Source organism: Moorella naiadis (nom. illeg.), assembly GCF_051020825.1.
GTDB lineage: Bacteria > Bacillota > DSM-521 > Neomoorellales > Neomoorellaceae > Neomoorella > Neomoorella naiadis.
In genome coordinates this window covers 26,719-46,264 of record NZ_JAXGFQ010000011.1, presented here as the reverse complement: position 1 = coordinate 46,264, position 19,546 = coordinate 26,719, and the positions used below count along the sequence as shown (strand labels likewise).

Sequence of the window (19,546 nt, the reverse complement as noted above, 5' to 3'; positions counted from 1 at the left end):
CGCTTTTTAGGTCTTATATCTGTCTTGTATATATTTCCGCAGGAAACTGTTAATTAACACTTTAATTAAATGTTGCCTGTATTCCCTACCTCCCCTTAGTACCGAGCTTCGGGGCTGGGTAATATCAGCAGCCATGTTACCGGCTTCTTCTATGATACTATCACTTAGCGTTTTTCCGATTAAGAAGTTTTCAACTTCCCTCAGGCGCATCGGTTGCGGGCCAACCGGTCCGGCAGCGAAGCTGCATGAAGTAATCGAACTATTTTCATACCCTAAAACTACTGCTACATTGATGACCGGCAAGGCTAAACTACGCCGTCGGGCTATTCGCTGGAAATTGGAACGGCAGTTTGGCCTTAAGGGAATATATATGCCGCTGACAATACTGCTGGTGCTATCTATCTTCGACTTTCCCGGCCCTGCATAGAGATCTTCTACCTTCATAACTTGCCGGCTACCGTCCGCCAGGGCAATTTCAGCTTGCGCTTCCAGGGCCACCAAGGCGACTGCAGTATCGGCCGCCGGCTGGGCATTGATAATATTACCAGCTATCGTGCCGATGTTGCGGATTTGCAGGCTACCTACCAGAGCGGCGGCTTCAGCCAGGGCCGTAGCCTTTTCTCTAATTAACCAGCTGGTAGCCGCCTGGGTATGAGTTACTCCGGCGCCGAGGAAGATTTTATCCCCCCTTTCCTCGATGACATTTATTCCTGCAATACCACGGATATCAACCAGGTATTTTGCTTTTTTACTTCCCTTTTTTAGATCCAGCATTAAATCAGTACCGCCGGCAATCACCCGGGCCTCGCCATTGCCAGAGGACAGCATCTTTAGGGCTTCCGCTAATGTTTCCGGACGAAAGTATTCCTGCCACATGTTTTCACCCCCTCATCAAAACCCTTTTTCCTTTAGTAGCTGGCGAATTTTTTCGGGCGTAGCCGGCAATTCCGTAATTCTAATCCCCACGGCATTATAAATGGCATTGATAATGGCTGGCGCTGTAGGTATAGTAGCGGGTTCGCCGACACCCTTGGCGCCAAAGGGACCGGTAGGTTCCGCTTCTTCAACAATTAAACTTACAATGGGAGGCACGTCTTTAGCTGTAGGTAGTAGATACTCGGCAAAGGTAGGAGTCAGCGGTCTACCTTTATCGAGAATTACTTCTTCAATTAAGGCGTAACCCAGACCCATGGCCACCCCGCCTTCGATTTGCCCTTCAATGGCCAGGGGGTTGATGGCCCGGCCGACATCGTGGGCGGCAACTACCCGCAGTACGGTGACCTCACCAGTGTCGGTATCGACTTCAACTTCCACCGCCTGGGTAGCGAAAGTATAGGATGCATAGGCGTCCCCCTGGTTGGTTTCCGGGTCGACATCGGGAGTGGTATTATTGAACCAGCCCCAACCCATAAATTGTTTGCCTGTACGCCGGCAATGGCTGGCCACATCGGCCATGGTTAAGCCGGTTTTTTCGCCGGTGTAATATACTCCTCTTTTTTTGAAGGTAATCCCCTCGGGTTCAACCCCGAGGAGTTCGGCTGCACCCATAAGGAGGCTCCGCTTCAGTTCGCCGGCCGCCTTCTTAACGGCATTGCCCGTAACATAGGTTTGCCGGCTGGCCGTACTGGGACCGGCATCCGGAGTAGTAGCAGTATCAGAGGTTAAAACCATGACATCTTCCGGGAGGATGCCTAACTCCTCAGCAGCGATGAGGGCGATCATTTCTGTAGAACCCTGGCCTATTTCGGCGCAACCGCTTAATACCGTAACAGTACCATCTTCGCCTATTTCGACGGAAGCTGCGGAAGCATCCGGTCGCCCGAAACCGTATCCAATGGCATACATCATGCAACCATAACCGATACCCCGTTTTTTCATCTTGCACCTTCACCTGCCTTGCCAGGAGCTTCCCAAGGATGGGTTTCCAGGTATTTTTTAACCTCGGCAAGGGTTGCTTTTATACCAATACTATGTTGCAATACATGGCCGGTACCGGTACTCAACCCGGGCGCCAGGGCGTTTTTATATCTGATTTCCCAGGGATCCATATTTAAACGTGCCGCTAAAGCATCTATTAAAGATTCGTGGGCGAAGGCGGCCTGGACCACCCCAAAACCGCGCATGGCACCTGAGGGCGGGTTGTTGGTGTAAACGGTATAGGTATCTACTTTGATATTGGGGATGTAGTAGGGACCGCTCAGGTGTAGGCCGGCTTTTTTGACGACATAAACGCCAAGGGAAACATAGGCCCCCGTGTCACCGAAAACTTCTCCTTCTAGAGCCAAGAATTTCCCCTCTTTACTTGCTCCCAGACGGGCTTCTTTGATAACCATAGGGTGACGCTTGGTTGTTGCGCGCATGGATTCTTCGCGAGTAAAACGGACCTTTACAGGCCGGCCTGTTTTTAAAGCAGCCAGGCTCGCCAGGATCTCTGTGGTGATATCGTCTTTGCCGCCAAAGCCGCCCCCAGTAGTCATTTGGATTACCCTTACTCTGTTAACCGGCAGGCTTAAAACAGGAGCTATTTGCCGCCGGTCGCGAAAGACATACTGGGTTTGGGTCCAAACAGTAAGGTTACCCTGGTGATCTACTGCCGCTACGCTACATTCCGGTTCCAGGTAAGCATGCTCGACGCACTGGGTGTGGAAGGTATTTTCGACGATTACGTCACACTGGCTGAAGCCGGAGTCAATATCACCTTTCCTTACTTTTGTATGCTGAACCAGGTTGCCTTTTTCGTGAACCAGAGGTGCGCCCGCTTGTAATCCCTCTTCGGGGGAGAAAACGCCAGGTAATTCTTCATAATCAACTTGGATGAGCTGGAGAGCCGCTTCAGCTGCCGACTCACTTTCAGCCACTACTAGGGCTACAGCATCGCCATAGCAACGTACTTTCTCATCGGCCAGAACCGGTTGGTCCAGGTAGACGAGGCCATAACGGTTTATACCCGGGATATCTTTGGCCGTGAGGACGGCAACGACACCCGCCGACTCTCTGGCTTTCGTACAATCAATACCCTTAATCAAGGCATGGGCGTGAGCGCTACGGAGGGCCCGGCCGTAAAGCATTCCAGGTAAAGAGAGATCATCAGTATAGAGCGCTTTACCGGTAGCCTTATCGCTAGCATCCCGGCGCCGGACCTTCCGGCCAATAACGCTGAATCCTTCCGAGGTTGTTATTTCATCAATAGGGGGAACCTGCCCGGAAGCAGCCTTAACCGCTCGTACTATTTTTTGATAACCAGTACAGCGGCAGAGATTTCCTGCTAATGCCTCCCGGATTTCTTCTTCTGTGGGATGAGGGTTTGTTAATAGTAATGCTTTAGCAGACATAATCGCCCCAGGGGTGCAGAAACCGCACTGGATGGCGCCCTCGTCAATAAAAGCCTGCTGCAGCGCATCGAGTTCGCCGTTTGGGGCCAGGCCTTCAATGGTGACTATTGCACAGCCGTCTACGGCTATCACAGGAACAAGGCAGGAATTAACAGCCTGGTTGTTAACTAAAACGGTGCAAGCGCCACATTCGCCCTGGCCGCAACCCTCCTTAGTTCCGGTTAACCTTAAATGTTCCCGCAGAAAGCGCAGCAAAGTAAGGTCGGAATCTACAGTAGCTGTTACGGGTTGGCCATTGACTGTCAGGCTCACCTGTTGACGGGACATTAAACCTCACCTCGCTTCTATCCCCAGCAGCTCTGCCGGTTTTTTGACTACCAGCTGGCGGATTTCTTCCTCGGTCAACCCCTTTTCGAATAAGCACTGGGCGAAAACCCGTAAGGACTCGTGAGGCAGGGGATTATGCCTCTGACCGGCATCGCTAATTAAAACGGTGTGTTCCACGCCGATAATTTTGATGGCGGCAAAGACTTCCTCGATGGTGGCGTAATGCCACATAGGCGAAACAGTGCAGTAGCCGAATTCTGCCGTAGCCCCCAGAGCGACAAGCTCCTTTAGTTGCGCTACCGATAATTTCGGGACCTTGAAAAAGGGATGGGTAATAAGGATCTTTTCTACACCTTCCGACCGTGCCGCCTGTACCAGGGCCAAGATCTCCTCCGGCGCCAGGTGGCAGGTACCTAAGATAGCGCCGTAACTGGCGACGAGTTTTAAGACCTCCCGGGTATTACCGGTAAGATTATTTTCGCTATCGAATATGGAAATTCCCGCTATTTCCTCTTCCCCGCCGGTATTTCCCCCCTCCTGAACATCATACTTACCCCGGGAACCGTGGATGCGGGCATGGTAATCGGCGTCGATGGTGGGCATCCAGACGACTTTGCCGCCCATTTTCAGGGCCGCTTCCACCGCGGCCGGGTTAATGCCGCCGACGTAAGTATTGAGGACGATGCCGCCGAAAACCTGAAACCCTTCCACCTGCCGGGAGACCTCCCTGGCCCGGGAGACGGTGCTCTCGTGGTGGCACTTCAGTACCATCCCCCCCATCCCCGCTCCAGCGGCAGCCTGTACAGCGGTATAATCATCACAGATCCGGGGAAAAAGACAGGGATGGGTATGAACATGGAGATCAATGGCCCCTTGCAAATCGACAAGCATTTTTTAGCCCCCTACTATTCTTTTAGTTCGATGGCTCCAGCCGGGCACCACTGGGCGCAGAGACCGCATCCATCGCAGGCGTTTCTATCAGCCCAAGTCCGGCCTTCTTCCTGGTGGATAGCGCCGTAGAAGCATACCCGGCTGCAGATATCGCAGTTTTTACAAAGACTCATATTGATGGTAGCAAAACGCGGGGGCTCCTGGGCCAGTTCTTCTACCGTCTTGATATAGGGGAGAGTTATACCCCGGAAATCATCAATAGATTTATAACCCTTACGTTCCATAAATTCTTCCAAGCCGCGCAGGATCTTCTCGACTTTACCCAGGCCGTCCCACATAACTGTTGTCGCTACCTGGACGGTAGTCGCTCCCAACATGATATACTCGACAACTTCACGCCAACTGGTTATGCCTCCTACAGCGGCAAGGGGGACTTTTACTGCCCGGGCGACTTCGGAAAAGTGCCGCATGATAATGGGCTTAATGGCCGGGCCGGTATAACCGCCGTAACCGCGCAGATGCGGTCGCCCGGTTTCTATATCCACGCCGGCAAAGGAGCGGATGGAATTGCTAATGGTGATGGCATCGACCCCAGCCTCGACAGCCGCCCGGGCGATTTCCACCATATCGGCGACGTTGGGCGTTAGTTTTACGGATAATGGCAATTTGAGTGCCCTTTTGGCGGCTCTGACTTGGCGGAAAGTCAGCTCCGGGTTTTTACCTATATGCATGCCCACTGTTGCTGCCGGCATGGGGCAGGAGACATTTAATTCAAAGAGATCCGCCAGGCTGGTGGCTTCTACCTGTTGGGCCAGTTCGGCGGTTTGTTCCGGTTCCGGCATAGCCAGGATGCTGGCGCAGATTTTAGCCCCTCCCTCTCGCGCCACGGCCAGATCCCGGGCAATCCATTCATCACGGGTTTTGGTGGTAAAGAGCTCCAAATTAACCATGCCAATAGGGCGGTTGCCGACCCGGTAGAGGAAGAGGCGGCCGTTACGGGGATGAACAGCCCAATCCTGGATGGGCCCGATGGTTTTGGGTATGACGGCGCCAAAACCGGCCTGGCCGGCTTCTTTTAACCGGAGGCCATCCCAACCGGGGGTGGCGGAAGCCAGTACCAGGGGATTACGGAAGGTTATTCCAGCAAAGTTTACTTGAAGATCTGCCACATCGATGCACCTCTTTGCGCTGTTGCCAATATTAGTTTATTATCTAGATTCGTTCTGCAAGTAAGAAAGCCTTTAGACCAAAGGAACAAGATTGAAGTTCTTATTTTATACCTTACGCTTCCTTATGCTCCAAAACCATAAGGGCTTGCTCCAGGGCCGCTTGGTTGCTGGTGACTACTGGCAGCCCGGTCAGATACTCCAAGCGATCCCGGACATCTAGGGCATGAAAATTGGTACAGGAAAGGAAGAGGCCATCAACTTTTTGTCCTTCAATGGTCTTCAGGGTAAAGGAGAGGATTTCCTCCGGGGAGACACCGGCGATGGCAAAGTTATAATGGATGCCCAAACCGGCAATTAAGACTACTTCGAGGCCATCGGCTTCCAGGCTGGTCTGGATACGCTCATTTAAGCTTTCAATATAGGGGGTTACAACCGCCACTCGCTGCATACCCCTCTTTTTTAAGCTCTCCCTAACGCTGGCCACCGTACTGATGGCCGGGCAGCGGGCGGTATCGCTGATGCGCCGACAGAGTTCGGTATCATAAGCATTACCCCGCAGAGCCCCGGCTGAGGTGCAGCCGAAAACAATAGCCTGGGGTTCAACAGTGGCTAAGTCCCGCAGGGCAACGGGAAAATGGCTATCGAGCATCTCCTCTTCTCCGGCTATAGTTGTATCCCTTAAATACATGCGCGCTACGTGGAGGGTGATACTGTTGGGTAAATGGCGGTAAAAATCTACTTCCATAACCGAGTTGGAGGATGGGACGATTAAACCGAGACGCTGCTGCATTTTTAGGCCCCCTTGCCTTTTTATCTTTACATGCAAAGGTATTCGGCGTTCAGGCAGCTCTCCCTTTGGACCAGGGTTACAAATATAAAAAGCCCCGGCTGGACTATTCGCCAGCGGGGGCTTCCTTACCCGCGTAAACTACGCTGCTTTACTAGCTCTATTATAACATAGGCTGGTGTTATTTAAGCTTTTTCGCAGCTCAAAAAGTTAGCTGGGACAATTTTGCGGCCAGCATTAGTAAAAAACGAGCTTCGGCACTACTGAGATTCAAGCCGGTAATCTCCTCGATTTTTTTAACCCGGTAGATAACGGAGTTTTTATGGACAAATAAAGCCTGGGCGGTTTTACGCAGGTTGCCGTCGTTATTCAGGTAGCCAATCAAAGTCGCTACCAGGTCGGTTTTGTTCTGGCTATCGTAATCCCTTAGTCTGCCGATATACTCGCGACAGAAATCTTTTGCCTGGGGTAAATCCTTGACACTGAACAAGATGCGCAGGGGCCCTAATTCGGCAAAGGAAACCGGTCCAAGCGAATCGGCCTGCCAGGCTACCTTCAGGGCCAACCGGGCTTCTTCATAGGAGGTTTTAATTTGGGGTAAGCCTTCGTAAGCCCGGCCAATACCCGCCCGCAGCCTGGCTTTGAGGTAGCGAGAGGTGGTCGTAGCCAGGATTTCCTGTAAAATTCCCGGCACCTCTTTCCCAGTACCGGAGCAATAACGCAACAGGCCGATGACCTGAACGCCTTTGCTTTGGAGCAGGATTCCCCCGGGGTGCTGGCCAAAGTGGGCCCGTAGGAGGTGGATAATCTCGGAATGGACATCGACGTGGTATCCTGCCGCCTGATTGTCGCTAGCAAAACCAATTATGAAAACTGCCAGCTGGCCGGTTAAATTAATCCCTAGATGGGCGGCGCGCTTGATAATATTCTCCGGATGATCTATTTTTCCCTGGAGCAACTCATCCAGGAGTTCACTTCCCAGGCGAATCTCAGTTTCGGCAACCGCCCTTTGTTTGGTAAACTCCAGGGCGACGATGGCGGCTCCGGTTTCAAGGCCCCGGATCTCGATATCATTTAAAGGACGGTTGCTTTCGCTAATTACCAGGTAACCGTCTATTGTCTCCTGGGTAGCTACGGGTACAATAACGCAGGCAGGCCATTCAGGGTTCAACCGCAGGCGGGCCGCCCGGTGGGGAGATAAGCTTCTTATCTCTTCCGGGATCTCACGGAAAATGTTGGCCAGCGTGTCACCCCAGGCAGGCAGTATTTGACCGTTGGTGAGGGGCGGGTAACCGGCCCCCAGGCAAGTACCGCAGCAAAAGATAAAGACGGGGTTGGTCGTGAACTGGGCCAGGGCCTTACAGATCCCTGGTAGACCGCTGCCGCCCAGGATAACGTTAATCAGGAGATCGTGAATCTCCTGGGAACGCTGGCGGCGGTAGAGTTGCTCATTCATTAACAACTCAAAGATGGGCAACATGATATCCATGTAAGGGACGTCAGGAGGCAATTCCAGCAGGGGTAGGCCTGCCTGGTTGGCGTGTTCGATCATATCGGCAGGGATATCCTGAAGGTACTGGCCGGGTTTGATGGCAAAGGCAGTTACCCCCTTACCGACCAGGTCGTAGATAATTCGTTTGCGTAGTTCGGGATTATCCTTGAGGGCAAAACCGGCCGTAAGTAACAATTCGCCCCCTTTCATCCAACGGGTCACTTCCGGAACTTCCATGATATTGACGAAGGTTATTTCCCTTTCCAGGTTGTGGACGCCGGCAACGACCCTGGCCCGGCGCAAAGGGCCAATTTGTAAGGCTTGACTCACGGTCAGGGGCATGGTTACCACTCCAGTCTGAAAACCTTCGCTATTAGAATCAATATTCGCCATTGTTTGCAGGAAGTCCTTTTGCAGGACGTATTTATACAAGCATGTCCGTGTTAAGATGATCTCCGAAACCATACTCCCAGGATGCCGGGGAAGCTGTAACAAAAGGGATTGCGACAAAAAAGTTTACAAAGAAAAAGCGCCCCGCGGAAAGGATTGATCTCCCTTCCGTCGCAAGCGCCTTCGCTTAGCCTTTGGTTTTTATTTTAAGATACACTCCTGTAGCCGCTATGTCAAGAAGGTTAGGACTACCCGGAAGGTTTCCGGGCGAATTGCTTCTTTAAAGGCGGCATCTATTTCTGTGAAAGGGAAACAGGCACTAATGAGATCCCTGACGTCAACAATTCCGGCGGCTAAAAGGGCCGTCGCCTGGCGGAAGCTCTCTTTATCATGGCGGATAGAACCAGTCAGGGTATATTCATCGTAGTGGAGATCATTGGGGTTGAGATCCAGCGGTACTGCCGGGTGGATGGAACCGTAGACCACCAGGGTACCGCCTTTAACCAGGAGCTTTGTACCTTCGGCCAGGGCCGGGGTCCCTCCGGCTGTAAAGAAGACTGCTTCCGCACCCCGGCCGGAGGTTAGTTCTTTAACCTTGCCAGGGAGGTCTTCATGACGCGGGTCAATGGCGGCTATGGCGCCGAGGTGTAAAGCCTTTTCCCTCCGGGCGGCATCAGGCTCGCTGATGATTACCCGGGCCCCCCTCAGCCGGGCCAATTTTAAATGCAACAGCCCCATGACGCCGGCCCCCAGGATGACTGCCGTATCCCCAAAACGCAGGTTGCCCCGGTTGATGCTTTTAGTTACACAAGCCAGGGGTTCAGCGAAGGTAGCCTGAACCGGATCCGCAGTATCATCTAAAGGGTAAACCTCATAACCCCTAGCTATAATATACTCGGCGAACCCGGCCGGACCCCAATACTCCCCCGGCGTTGATTTTTCGCCGGCATTGGCACACAAGTGATCTAAACCCCGCCGGCAATAGTAGCATTCACCGCAACGGGTCAGGCTGGCTACAGCGACCTTTTGACCGGGATAGAGTTTTTCGGCCACCTGCCCCCCCACGGATACTACCTCGCCGGCGATTTCGTGCCCTCCCAGGAAGGGATAAATACCTTCAATACCCCGGTAGAATCGTTGTTCCCAGGTGCAGATACCACAGGCCTTAACTTTGACCAGGACTTCGTTGGGGCCGGGATCCCTGACTGGTACTTCCTGTAATTCAATGGCCCCGGGGGCAACCATTACTGCGCGTATCATTTTAACCTCTCCCTTAACTGTAGATAATAGCCAGCGCATCTTCAACAGAGGCATTTCTGTGAATCATGGCTGCCAGGGCGGCGGCCATTTTTTCCGGGCGAGGATGGCCCCAAACATTACGGCCGATGGCTACGCCGGCGGCACCAGCCTCCAGGGCTTCCCTAATTGCGGTCAACAATGCCCGTTCGTCACTGGTTTTGGCTCCTCCCAGGACAACAACCGGTACAAAGCTGGTCGCCGTCACCGCCTGAAAACCCGGATGATAAATAGTCTTGATGATATCCACCCCCAGCTCGCTGGCAATTCGGGCCCCTAACTGGATATTGGCCAGGGTGCGTATACCCGGGTCGCTATCAAAACCCCCGGGGGAGATCTCCCCTACTACAGGCAGGCCCCAGGCATCGGCCTGGCGGGCCATAGCCGCCAGTTGCGGGAGGGTGGTTTCCTCGACGCCGGCACCAGGACCGGCATTGACAATTACAGCATCAGCATCCAGGCGGAGAGCCTCTTCTACCCCGTAAATCAAACGACTGGAGTGACCCTGGCCCAGTATTGTCGGCGCCAGATCCAGGCGGAGGATAAGTCCTAACCCGACCAGATCCCGGGCGAACTGCCGGGCGACGCCGTAATTAACGATAACAGCGTCGGCGCCGCCGGCAGCTATGCGGGCAATGGTTTCCCCGGGGTGCTCCAGTCCTGGCGGGGCACCGGCATTGGTGCCGTGATCCATGGCGACGATAAACACCCGGCCATCGGGTTGAAATAAGTGTTGCAGGCGACGAGTTTTAAGCATCTAGTTTTTCCTCCTCAACAACCGGTACGTTAAATAGGCCAGTTAAATTTTAGCGTTCATACCGGACATAAGGGATACCCTGGGCCCGGGGTACGATGGAGGGCCCTACCAGGAAGATTAAAGCCAGCAAAGTAACAATGTAAGGCAACATCAAGAAGATATGGTGGGGAAGCGGCACCCCCATGGCCTGCATGCGTAACTGGAAAGCATCGGTAACGCCGAAGAGTAAGGTGGCGATAAAAGTACCCACCGGGTTATAGCGACCAAAGATTATGGCGGCGAAGGCAATAAAACCGCGACCGGCGGTCATGTTTTCCTGAAAATATCTGAGGCCGCCGACGGTCAGGCTGGCTCCCCCCAGGGAGGCCAGGATGCCGCTGATAATAATACAGGTATAACGGACCAGATAGACGTTGATCCCCAGGGTATCGGCAGCCCGGGGATGTTCACCGACGGAGCGGATTTTCAGCCCCCAGGTAGTACGGAACATTACCAGATAGGTGAGGGGGACCATCAGCAAGCCGGTATAGACCAGGATGGTATGGTTAAAAAGTATCGGTCCCAGGACGGGGAGTTGGCTCAAATAGGGAAGGGCCAGTTGGGGTAAGCCGGGGGATTCCGGTTGCAGGGTAGTGACACCGAAAAACGTCCGGTAGAGGGTGCTGGTAACCCCCAGGGCAAATATATTTTCGCCTACGGCAGTCACCACCTGGTCACACCGCAGGGTAACGGTAAAGAAGGCATGAACCAGTCCCATAATTAATCCCAGGAAAATTGCTGCCAGCAAGCCGAGGTAAGGATTGCCGGAGTAATACCCCCACACAAAGGAACCGAAAGCGCCAATCAGCATCATGCTTTCCAGGGCGATGTTTAAAACACCGGTCCGTTCGGAATAAATACCGCCCATGGCTGCCAGCAAAAGGGGTGTCGTCATACGCAGGCTGGCAATCAGAAAATCGACGGAACTAATTGCTGCCAGGAATACCGCCATTTACTTTCCCTCCTTTGAACCAGCCCTGGAAATAGATTTTGCGGGCTGCAGTGACGCCGATAATACTTAGAACCGCCAGAGCTTGAATAATATATACGATTGCAACCGGGACGCCGACTGCGATCTGCATGGAATTGGCGCCGTTACGCAAGGCACCGAAAAAGAGGGCCGCCAGGAGGGTGCCGAAGGGGTGCAAACCGCCTAAGAGGGCCACGGCAATGGCATCATAGCCGTAACCGGTCATGAAATTTTCCAGCAGGCGATGCTGGACCCCCAAGATTTCGGAACTGCCGGCGAAGGAAGCCAGGGCCCCGCTGGCAACCATAGTTAAAATCATGACCCGCTTGACCGCCACCCCCCCGTAAAGGGCTGCTTCGCGGTTCAGGCCGACGCTGCGGATCTCATAGCCCCAGGTTGAATGCCAGAGGATATAGTAAATCAGGCCGGCAAAGATAAATACTAAAATTAAGCCCGCATGTAAGAAAGTCCCCGGGAAAATAATCGGCAGCCAGGCACTTTTAGCTACTAAAGCGCTCTGGGGGGCCGGTTGATTGGGTTCCATGAGAAAAGTGTTTACTGCCAGTCCTACCAAGTAAATGCCGATATAGTTCATTAAGATGGTAATTAAGATTTCATTAAAATCGCGTGTTGCCTTCAGGTAACCGGGGATCAAGGCAAAGACGGCGCCGGCCGCCATTCCCGCCAGGAGGGCCAGGGGCAGGTGGATATACGCCGGCAAACCCGGCAGGCTTACACCTATCCAGGTCGCTACCAAAGCAGCGACATAAAGCTGGCCTTCGGCACCGATGTTAAAAACACCGCACCGGTAAGCCAGGGTAACAGCCAGACCGGTAAAGGATAGAGGAATAAAGCGCAACAGGGTAAAGGTAAGGCCATCCAGATCGCCGAAGGCGCCCAGGAATAATTCGCGATAGGCGGCCAGCGGGTTTATCCCCTGCTGGCGGATGAACAGGGCGGCAATGGCCAGACCGAAAAAGATGCCCAAAATGGGAGTAAAGATCGCACTCCAGCTTTCCCGTTCAAAGATCCGCAGGAATTTTAAAAGTTTCATTACCCTTCCGCCCCCTGCTTTATGCCGGATGCCGGGAACCGGCCATCATTAAGCCTAAGGTTTCCGGGTCGGCCTGTCCTGCCTCCAGGAGCCCGGCGATTTGTCCGGCATAAAAGACAGCAATCCGGTCACTTAATTTCATAATTTCCTCCAGTTCAGTAGAAATATAAAGGATAGCCGCACCGCGCTCCCGCTGGGTCAGGATTTGCTGCTGGACAAATTCAGTAGCGCCGATATCCAGTCCCCGGGTTGGCTGGACGGCAATCAGCAGGTCCGGGTGGCGTTCCAGTTCCCGGGCGAGAATCAATTTTTGTTGATTACCTCCAGATAGGAGACGGGTTTTCGTGTCGATGCCCGGGGTGCGGACGTCATATTCTTTAATTAACCTCCGGGCATGGTTCCTGATATTTTCGTGCATGACCCGGAGACCTTTAGCAAAGGGCCGGCGGTAGTATACGCCGAGCATCGTATTTTCCGCTACGGAAAATTCAAGTATCAGCCCGGTACGCTGGCGGTCTTCCGGTATATGAGCCAGGTTGAGATTATATAAAGCCCGGGGAGGTAAATTGATAATCTCCCGCCCGCATAGCAGCACGCTGCCGCCGGTAGCCCGGCGTAAACCCGTCAAGACTTCCGCCAGCTCCGTTTGGCCGTTACCGGCAACCCCGGCAATGCCCAGGATTTCACCCCGATGGATATTGAAAGAAACGCCTCGCAGGGCCGGCAGGCCACGATTATTGGTTGCCTGTAAATTTTTTACTTCCAGGATGACGGCACCGGGTTTGCCGGGGTTTTTGGAAGCAGCCCAGAAGATATCCCGGCCGACCATTAAGCGGGCCAGGGTTTGCTTATCAGTGCTTGCGGTAGCCAGGGTTTGGATCACCTGGCCGTCCCGCAACACCGTGACCCGATGGGCGATAGCCATAACTTCGTCAAGTTTATGGGTGATTAAAATGATGGCCTGGCCCCGGGCCGTCAACTGGCCTAAAACCCGGAAGAGTTCCTTAACTTCCTGGGGGGTCAAGACTGCCGTGGGCTCATCCAGAATTAAAAGTTGCGCCTTGCGGTAGAGGGCTTTTAAAATTTCCACTTGTTGTTGGACACCGACGGGCAATTGCCAGATCTGAGCCTCCAGGTCCACCTGGAGGCCGTAGGCCAGCATTAACTCCTTAATTTCGGCGGCTACCCGCTTTTGGTCTAAAAAGGGTTCCCTTTTTGAAGGCAAGCCCAGCATGATATTTTCCAACACGGTAAGATTGTGGACCAGCATGAAGTGCTGGTGCACCATACCGATACCAAGATTAATGGCATCGCGCATGGTATTGATTTTTACTTCTTTTCCTTGCCAAAAGATCCGGCCGGCATCAAGGGTATAGAGGCCGTAGACACAATTCATCAGCGTTGTTTTACCGGCTCCGTTTTCACCCAGCAGGGCATGGATTTCCCCGGGTAAAATTTCCAGGTCGACGTGATCATTGGCCTTAACCCCGGGAAAAGATTTGCAGATACCCTTTAGTTCCAGCATGGCAGTCATGATGCAATCCTCCGCCCCGGGAAATTAGTCCGGGCGGGGGGTGCCCCCGCCCGGATGGTACTAGCTGGATTACAGGTTACCTATGGGCTTGATTTTACCACTAATAAGATCTTCAGTGGCTTTGGTAACTTCATCCTTCACTGACTGGGGTACGGCGTCGCTGTATTTACCCATATACTGGGCTTTTTCTTTTAAACCGAAGCGGTAGATCTGCCCTTTAAATTTACCCTCTTTGAAATCCTTGACTCCGGTAAAAATTAATGTCGATATTTTTTGGACGGCACTGGTTAAAATGACATCGGGAGCTTGATCATAATAGTCACCCGTCCAGCCGATGACCTTAACCTTTTTATCCTTTTGTTCCTGGGCGGCCTGGATTACTCCCAAATTACCGGCATCATTATCGGCGACGATGACATCTACGCCGCTGGCTATCTGGGCCAGGGCGGCCTCTTTTGCCTTATTGACATCATCCCAGCTGCCGGTATAAGCAATGACCACCGAGGCTTGGGGGTTGATCTTCGCGACCCGCTCTTTAATATTGTCAAATTCAACCTGGCCGGTGGGATCTTTGGTGGCGGTAACAATGCCGATCTTGTTTACTTTAGTGCTGTGGGCTGCGACAATCCCGGCCAGGTAGCCTAACTCTCCCGGGGTAAATTGCAAAGAAGCCACCCCGGGGGCAGTGACATTGGTACCCACCCCGGCAAACATTACCTTGGGATACTCTTCGGAAACCTGCTTCAGGGCGTCGGAAAATTCAAAGCCGTGTCCGATGATTACATCGAAGCCTTTACGGGCGTATTCCCGCATTATTTGGACCTGGTCATTCTTTTTGACGTTTTCGGTAAAAGCGGTTTCAACCCCCAGCTTTTGCTGGATTTCTTGTAAACCGTTGTAGGCATTGGTATTCCAACCGCCGTCGTTAATGGAACCGGAAAGCAACATGGCTACTTTAAATTTTTTCTCCGCCGGAGCGGCTCCCCCGCTTGGCGCGCCCTTGTTCTCGCTGCTGGTGCCGGATTTACTTCCCCCGCAGGCTACCATCCCCAGGGCCAAAATAGCGATTAGGGCGACGGTAATGAACCTTTTAAACCATTTTTCCATTCTTTAACCTACCTCCTTAAAATTTTACTGCCCCATGCCGCTGCTTGCATTTAGGTTATTTTTTGAGGCGCTCACCTCTTTCCGGCCTGTTGTCGGAGTTTTTTATCAGCCACAGCTATTGCTGAGCTGACAGCTGACTCTTAAATTTAAGTTATCTGGAGTTCACGTTATAGCATATTATGTATAGTATTTTAACCTCTGCGGTTATTTGTTTATTTGGGAATCAACTGATCATAACCCTTTCCCCCTGCTCAACAGCTTTTTCCTTTATCGCTACTGCCCGCCCCAATCTTTATAAAGGGTAACCTCAAAGGCATAACGATCACTCCGGTACCAGGATTCGACAAATTCCAGAGGGGTACCGTCTGCCAGCAAACTTAACCGGTGGACATAAAGTAAGGGGCTAAACCGGGGCACTTCCAGCAAACGGGCTTGTTCGGGATTGGCCTGGGTAGCTTCCAGACGTTGTTGGGCCTGATAAAGGCGAAAACCATAACGGTTTTCCAAAATAGAGTACAGGGAATTATCCTCCAAATTCTCGAATTCCAGTCCGGGGCACAGGCGGCAGGGAATCCGGGAATTCTGGATCACAATGGGTTCGGCATTGGCAAACCGCAGGCGACTGATCTGGTAGACTTTTTCGGTGGGAGCTAATTTAAGCCTATTACGCAATTCAGGGCCGGGCACCACCTGCTCCAGGTGGAGCAACTTGGAGGAGGGACGGAAACCGCGTGCGCGCATATCGTCCATAAAACCAGTCAGCGGGGCATAGCTCCGTTCAATCTTAGGCCGGGAAACAAAGGTGCCTTTACCATGCACGCGGTATAGATAACCCTCGCTAACAAGTTCAGTTAAAGCATGGCGGGCTGTCATCCGGCTAACCGCGTAGGTGCCGGCCAGGTCGGTTTCTGAGGGCACGCGATCGTCAGGTTTTAAGGTGCCGGTCAGGATCTGGTTTAGCAGGTCTTGTTTGATCTGGCAATAAACCGGGACAGGTCCTGTCGGATTAATAGCAGCCACGTTGCCACTCCCATACATGCTTATACAGGTATATACAAGTTGAACTATGAATAGAATAACAATTAAAAAACGTGACTGCAAATCCTATTTAATAGCTAATTTTACTCCCAGGATAAAATAAGATAGTGTTACAAGGAAAAAGCGCGGCCGGATGAAGTCTTTTATAGGTTTTAACCGAACATTAAAGCCATGAAAACTTAAATGTATCCCGGGGCACAATCCTCGATTGGCTCTTCTCTCTTTGCGGCTGAACAAGAATTAGCCTGGCTTTCGCCGTCCCCCTTGTGCCATATGTATCTTTCCCGGACCGGCGGCGGAACCACCAGGGCATTTAGGGGTAACACCGGGCCGGTATAAGGTAACTGGCTATGCCGTCAGGGTGCGGAGAAACCACTTTTTACCGGATGTGAACTATTGTTTCTTCTGAATGACGGGGGTATAATATATTCAAACATATGTTCGGGGTGAGAATAATGTCAGGCACCTGTCCCATTCTTTTATGCGATGCCAACAGCTTCTTTGCCTCCGTCCACCAGGCCCTGGAGCCGGCCCTGCGCGGGCGCCCGGTAATCGTCGCCGGCCGGGAAACCACCCGCCACGGCATCGTCCTGGCGGCCAGCTATGAGGCCAAATTGGGTTACGGCATCAAAACCGGCATGACCGCCCGGGAGGCGCGCAGCCTCTGCCCGGAGGGCATTTTTATTCCCCCGCGCCACGACCTGTACATCGAGTTCTCCACCCGTATTTTGCGCATCATGCGTGATTTCACCCCCCTGGTGGAGCCCTTTTCCATCGACGAGGCCTGGCTGGACGTGCGGGGTTGCCGCGGTATTTACGGTTCGCCCCTGGCCATCGCCAGGTGCTTAAAGCAAAGAATCCGGGACGAGGTGGGCATCACCACCAGCGTCGGCCTGGGGCCCTCCAAACTCCTGGCCAAAATGGCCGCCGGGATGCAGAAGCCCGACGGCCTGACGGTCCTGGATTACCCGAATGTCCCGGCCAAAATGTGGCCCCTGCCGGTGAAGGAACTCTTCGGCATCGGCCCCCGGATGGAAGCCCACCTGGCGCAACTCGGTATTCACACCATCGGCGACCTGGCCCGTTTCCCGGTTGAGGCGCTGGCCCGGCGTTTCGGCGTGGTCGGCCGCATCCTGCACCAGTGCGCCCGCGGCCTGGACGCCAGCCCCGTTGACCCCCACTCCCTGGACACAGTGAAATCCATCGGCCACCAGATCACCCTGCCTCGGGACTACCGGAGCTATGGGGAAATCGAGGTGGTTCTGCTGGAGCTGGCCGAACTGGTGGCCCGGCGGGTACGGATGGGCAATTATATGGGCCGGACGGTCAACCTCAGCCTCAAGGATCAGGAGTTTAACTGGTTGGGTCGCTCTTATACACTGCCCTGTTATACCGACACGGCGGCGGCCATCTATAACGCGGCCCGGGAGCTCCTCCACCGTCACTGGCCGGCCGGGCGGGCCGTACGGTTGGTGGGCGTGAGTCTTGGCGGCCTGGTGCCGGCCACGATGCGCCAGGAGGACCTCTTCGGCCGGGTAGAAAGGCAGGCGCGCCTGGACCGGGTCTGCGATCAATTAAAAAACCGCTACGGCGAGCAGGTTATTCACCGAGCGGTATCCTTAACGGGAGCGGGGGTGCTTTATGCGCGGGGCTAACGCTTTATATGAAGGCCATCGGCTGATGCTACCGGGGCTCAAAGACCGGGCGGCGGCCACTTGTCAGGGATGCCGCTTTTGCGTCCCTATCCTGGGCCGGGAAGAAACCCGGCCGGCCTGTTTGGCCACCATGGACCTCTACCTGACCGGTGCCCGGCGGGTGCCGGCGGAACTCCGGGCCGCTGACTTTATCTGGCTGGCCGGGAAAGAGGCCCTGGTGAAGGCGATCAATAAAGCGCGGCCGGAAAGCCAGGCCTGCGGTTTTTATTGCCCGCGAGGATAAAGTTTGGCTGGGGTCTTCCCCGGCAGCCGCTGGCTTGGCCTGGCGGTTATTCACGGCTTTGTCCGGTATCCTGCGGCCGCCTGGATTCGTTCCAGGGTGGCGGGATGGGAATAGGTTAGCCATTCAATAAAGGCCGGGGGGGCCACGTCGGCCAGGTTTTTCCGGGCCAGGTCCACCTGGAGGCGGACCATGGCCCCGGGGTTGCCGGTGAGCCCCAGGGCTACCCGGTCGGCTTCGGCTTCGTAGCGGCGGGAGAGGGCATTCTGGACCGGCTGGCCTAGGAAGGAAACCAGTTGCAGGAAAAGGAGGATAGCCACCAGGATCTGGGGCGGATAGGGCCCCGGCCGGGCAATTTCATAGGTAAAGGTCAGCTTCAGGACGGCATACAGCAACCCCAGGAGAAGGAAATTGGCCAGGATGCCCCAGAGCAATCCCCGGACGATATGGCCCCGCTGCCAGTGGGCCATTTCGTGGGCAATGACGGCTTCCACCTCATCAGGGGGGTAATTATTCACCAGGGTGTCGTAGAGGACGATGCGCTTGGTGGCCCCCAGGCCGGTAAAATAGGCGTTGGCCGTGGTGGTCCGGCGGCTGGCGTCCATAACCAGGATTTGGTCAATCCTCAGGCCGGCCCGGCCGGCCAGGCGGGTGACCATGGTTTTTACCGGACCTCCGGTGACCGGCTGGAAGCGGTTAAAGAGGGGTGCGATGAGCAAAGGCCAGAGGAAGGTAGAGACAAAGAGCCAGCCGGATAAAAAGACGCCGGCGGCTACCCACCAGGTACGGGGCCAGCGGCCGGTAGCCCAGAAAAGGAGGAGTACCCCGGCCCCGGAGAGGATCAGGTCCAGGACGGAACCCTTGAGGTAATCGCTCCACCAGGAGGCCAGGCTCTGGGTGGCCAGGCCCCACTGGTGCTGGACGACGAAGCTGCCGTAGAAATTAAAGGGCAGGCCCACTACTTTGAGTAATAGCCAGATCAGGACGAAATAGACAACCAGGGCCGGGTAGTAACGCCCCCCCGTCAGGCGCAGGACCCCTTCCAACCAGTTCTCCGCCCGGGCGCTGGAGACCAGCCACACTAGGAAGGCCGTTTTGGCCAGGAAACCCAGGATGCCTACCAGGCCCATGATCTGCTGGTAACGCCGCGCCCTTTCTACCTCGGCCGGCGTAAAGTACTGCCAGGCGGCGGCCGGTACCTTCCCCGGAAAGAGGGTAAAGAAGATCAAGACCAGGCTTAAGGCGGCCGTCAGGATTAACAGGGTCGTCCAGATAATACCGGCCCTGGCGCTCATTTTTACTTGCCCCCTCTACTCCATCTTTTGTTATCTTATTCGTTCTCAACCTTCTTATTCCTGCCCCCGGTTTAACGCCGGCGTAACCAATAAAAAATCCGGCCCCGGAGGGCCGGACCAAGAGCAGGGGGAT

17 protein-coding genes are annotated in these 19,546 nt (G+C 54.1%); 2 read left to right on the top strand and 15 right to left on the bottom strand.

All coding sequences use genetic code 11. The features are described from left to right. Nucleotides 1–6: 6 nt before the first annotated feature. From SDD30_RS08905 to SDD30_RS08840, 14 genes are all read right to left on the bottom strand, one after another. Complete coding sequence (locus SDD30_RS08905) at nucleotides 7–876, bottom strand: FAD binding domain-containing protein (protein WP_434074573.1); 870 nt, start codon at nucleotides 874–876, stop codon at nucleotides 7–9. A 15-nt stretch (nucleotides 877–891) separates the two neighbouring features. After that, nucleotides 892–1,878 (bottom strand): xanthine dehydrogenase family protein molybdopterin-binding subunit, encoded by a 987-nt coding sequence (locus SDD30_RS08900; protein WP_434074572.1) that lies wholly within the window; start codon nucleotides 1,876–1,878, stop codon nucleotides 892–894. Beyond that, nucleotides 1,875–3,659 carry a molybdopterin cofactor-binding domain-containing protein gene (locus tag SDD30_RS08895; protein WP_434074571.1) on the bottom strand — a complete coding sequence of 595 codons (1,785 nt, stop codon included), beginning with the start codon at nucleotides 3,657–3,659 and terminating at the stop codon, nucleotides 1,875–1,877. The genes SDD30_RS08900 and SDD30_RS08895 overlap by 4 nt, the downstream gene beginning before the upstream one ends. 6 nt (nucleotides 3,660–3,665) lie before the next feature. After that, nucleotides 3,666–4,550, bottom strand: a complete 885-nt coding sequence (locus tag SDD30_RS08890) for a DUF6282 family protein (RefSeq protein ID WP_434074570.1) — start codon at nucleotides 4,548–4,550, stop codon at nucleotides 3,666–3,668. Between the two features lie 14 nt (nucleotides 4,551–4,564). Continuing rightward, on the bottom strand, nucleotides 4,565–5,719 hold the full coding sequence (locus tag SDD30_RS08885; protein ID WP_434074569.1) for a tRNA-dihydrouridine synthase: 1,155 nt from the start codon (nucleotides 5,717–5,719) through the stop codon (nucleotides 4,565–4,567). 112 nt (nucleotides 5,720–5,831) lie between these two features. After that, entirely contained in the window at nucleotides 5,832–6,509 is a 678-nt protein-coding gene (locus SDD30_RS08880; RefSeq protein ID WP_434074568.1) for a maleate cis-trans isomerase family protein, read from the bottom strand. 199 nt (nucleotides 6,510–6,708) lie between these two features. Beyond that, nucleotides 6,709–8,340: a PucR family transcriptional regulator gene (locus tag SDD30_RS08875; protein ID WP_434074567.1), complete on the bottom strand. Its 1,632-nt coding sequence runs from the start codon at nucleotides 8,338–8,340 to the stop codon at nucleotides 6,709–6,711. A 276-nt stretch (nucleotides 8,341–8,616) separates the two neighbouring features. Further along, nucleotides 8,617–9,648 (bottom strand): zinc-dependent alcohol dehydrogenase, encoded by a 1,032-nt coding sequence (locus SDD30_RS08870; RefSeq protein WP_434074566.1) that lies wholly within the window; start codon nucleotides 9,646–9,648, stop codon nucleotides 8,617–8,619. A gap of 13 nt (nucleotides 9,649–9,661) precedes the next feature. Next, nucleotides 9,662–10,441, bottom strand: a complete 780-nt coding sequence (locus tag SDD30_RS08865; protein ID WP_434074565.1) for a class I fructose-bisphosphate aldolase — start codon at nucleotides 10,439–10,441, stop codon at nucleotides 9,662–9,664. Between the two features lie 49 nt (nucleotides 10,442–10,490). Next, nucleotides 10,491–11,432, bottom strand: coding sequence for an ABC transporter permease (locus tag SDD30_RS08860; RefSeq protein WP_434074564.1), 942 nt, complete (start codon nucleotides 11,430–11,432; stop codon nucleotides 10,491–10,493). Beyond that, nucleotides 11,407–12,504 (bottom strand): ABC transporter permease, encoded by a 1,098-nt coding sequence (locus SDD30_RS08855; RefSeq protein WP_434074563.1) that lies wholly within the window; start codon nucleotides 12,502–12,504, stop codon nucleotides 11,407–11,409. Before SDD30_RS08855 ends, SDD30_RS08860 begins: the two co-directional genes overlap by 26 nt. A 19-nt stretch (nucleotides 12,505–12,523) precedes the next feature. Next, a complete protein-coding gene (locus tag SDD30_RS08850; RefSeq protein ID WP_434074562.1) occupies nucleotides 12,524–14,038 on the bottom strand; it encodes an ABC transporter ATP-binding protein in 1,515 nt (504 codons plus the stop codon). Nucleotides 14,039–14,107: 69 nt separating this feature from the next. Continuing rightward, entirely contained in the window at nucleotides 14,108–15,145 is a 1,038-nt protein-coding gene (locus SDD30_RS08845) for a BMP family protein (RefSeq protein WP_434074561.1), read from the bottom strand. Between the two features lie 273 nt (nucleotides 15,146–15,418). Next, complete coding sequence (locus SDD30_RS08840; RefSeq protein WP_434074560.1) at nucleotides 15,419–16,165, bottom strand: GntR family transcriptional regulator; 747 nt, start codon at nucleotides 16,163–16,165, stop codon at nucleotides 15,419–15,421. Between the two features lie 473 nt (nucleotides 16,166–16,638). Between SDD30_RS08840 and dinB the strand changes: the two genes are divergently transcribed. After that, nucleotides 16,639–17,838, top strand: a complete 1,200-nt coding sequence (dinB, locus tag SDD30_RS08835; RefSeq protein WP_434074559.1) for a DNA polymerase IV — start codon at nucleotides 16,639–16,641, stop codon at nucleotides 17,836–17,838. Next, entirely contained in the window at nucleotides 17,825–18,121 is a 297-nt protein-coding gene (locus tag SDD30_RS08830) for a hypothetical protein (protein WP_434074558.1), read from the top strand. Before dinB ends, SDD30_RS08830 begins: the two co-directional genes overlap by 14 nt. Nucleotides 18,122–18,171: 50 nt before the next feature. On the opposite strand, the gene SDD30_RS08825 is transcribed toward SDD30_RS08830, so the two are convergent. Continuing rightward, nucleotides 18,172–19,413 carry a M48 family metallopeptidase gene (locus SDD30_RS08825; RefSeq protein ID WP_434074557.1) on the bottom strand — a complete coding sequence of 414 codons (1,242 nt, stop codon included), beginning with the start codon at nucleotides 19,411–19,413 and terminating at the stop codon, nucleotides 18,172–18,174. Nucleotides 19,414–19,546: the final 133 nt, after the last annotated feature.

Bases quoted from the DNA above. Each gene is read 5' to 3' on its own strand.
- SDD30_RS08905 (WP_434074573.1), bottom strand. From the start codon at position 876: ATGTGGCAGGAATACTTTCGTCCGGAAACATTAGCGGAAGCCCTAAAG.
- SDD30_RS08900 (WP_434074572.1), bottom strand. From the start codon at position 1,878: ATGAAAAAACGGGGTATCGGTTATGGTTGCATGATGTATGCCATTGGA.
- SDD30_RS08895 (WP_434074571.1), bottom strand. From the start codon at position 3,659: ATGTCCCGTCAACAGGTGAGCCTGACAGTCAATGGCCAACCCGTAACA.
- SDD30_RS08890 (WP_434074570.1), bottom strand. From the start codon at position 4,550: ATGCTTGTCGATTTGCAAGGGGCCATTGATCTCCATGTTCATACCCAT.
- SDD30_RS08880 (WP_434074568.1), bottom strand. From the start codon at position 6,509: ATGCAGCAGCGTCTCGGTTTAATCGTCCCATCCTCCAACTCGGTTATG.
- SDD30_RS08875 (WP_434074567.1), bottom strand. From the start codon at position 8,340: ATGCCCCTGACCGTGAGTCAAGCCTTACAAATTGGCCCTTTGCGCCGG.
- SDD30_RS08870 (WP_434074566.1), bottom strand. From the start codon at position 9,648: ATGATACGCGCAGTAATGGTTGCCCCCGGGGCCATTGAATTACAGGAA.
- SDD30_RS08865 (WP_434074565.1), bottom strand. From the start codon at position 10,441: ATGCTTAAAACTCGTCGCCTGCAACACTTATTTCAACCCGATGGCCGG.
- SDD30_RS08860 (WP_434074564.1), bottom strand. From the start codon at position 11,432: ATGGCGGTATTCCTGGCAGCAATTAGTTCCGTCGATTTTCTGATTGCC.
- SDD30_RS08855 (WP_434074563.1), bottom strand. From the start codon at position 12,504: ATGAAACTTTTAAAATTCCTGCGGATCTTTGAACGGGAAAGCTGGAGT.
- SDD30_RS08850 (WP_434074562.1), bottom strand. From the start codon at position 14,038: ATGACTGCCATGCTGGAACTAAAGGGTATCTGCAAATCTTTTCCCGGG.
- SDD30_RS08845 (WP_434074561.1), bottom strand. From the start codon at position 15,145: ATGGAAAAATGGTTTAAAAGGTTCATTACCGTCGCCCTAATCGCTATT.
- dinB (WP_434074559.1), top strand. From the start codon at position 16,639: ATGTCAGGCACCTGTCCCATTCTTTTATGCGATGCCAACAGCTTCTTT.
- SDD30_RS08830 (WP_434074558.1), top strand. From the start codon at position 17,825: ATGCGCGGGGCTAACGCTTTATATGAAGGCCATCGGCTGATGCTACCG.
- SDD30_RS08825 (WP_434074557.1), bottom strand. From the start codon at position 19,413: ATGAGCGCCAGGGCCGGTATTATCTGGACGACCCTGTTAATCCTGACG.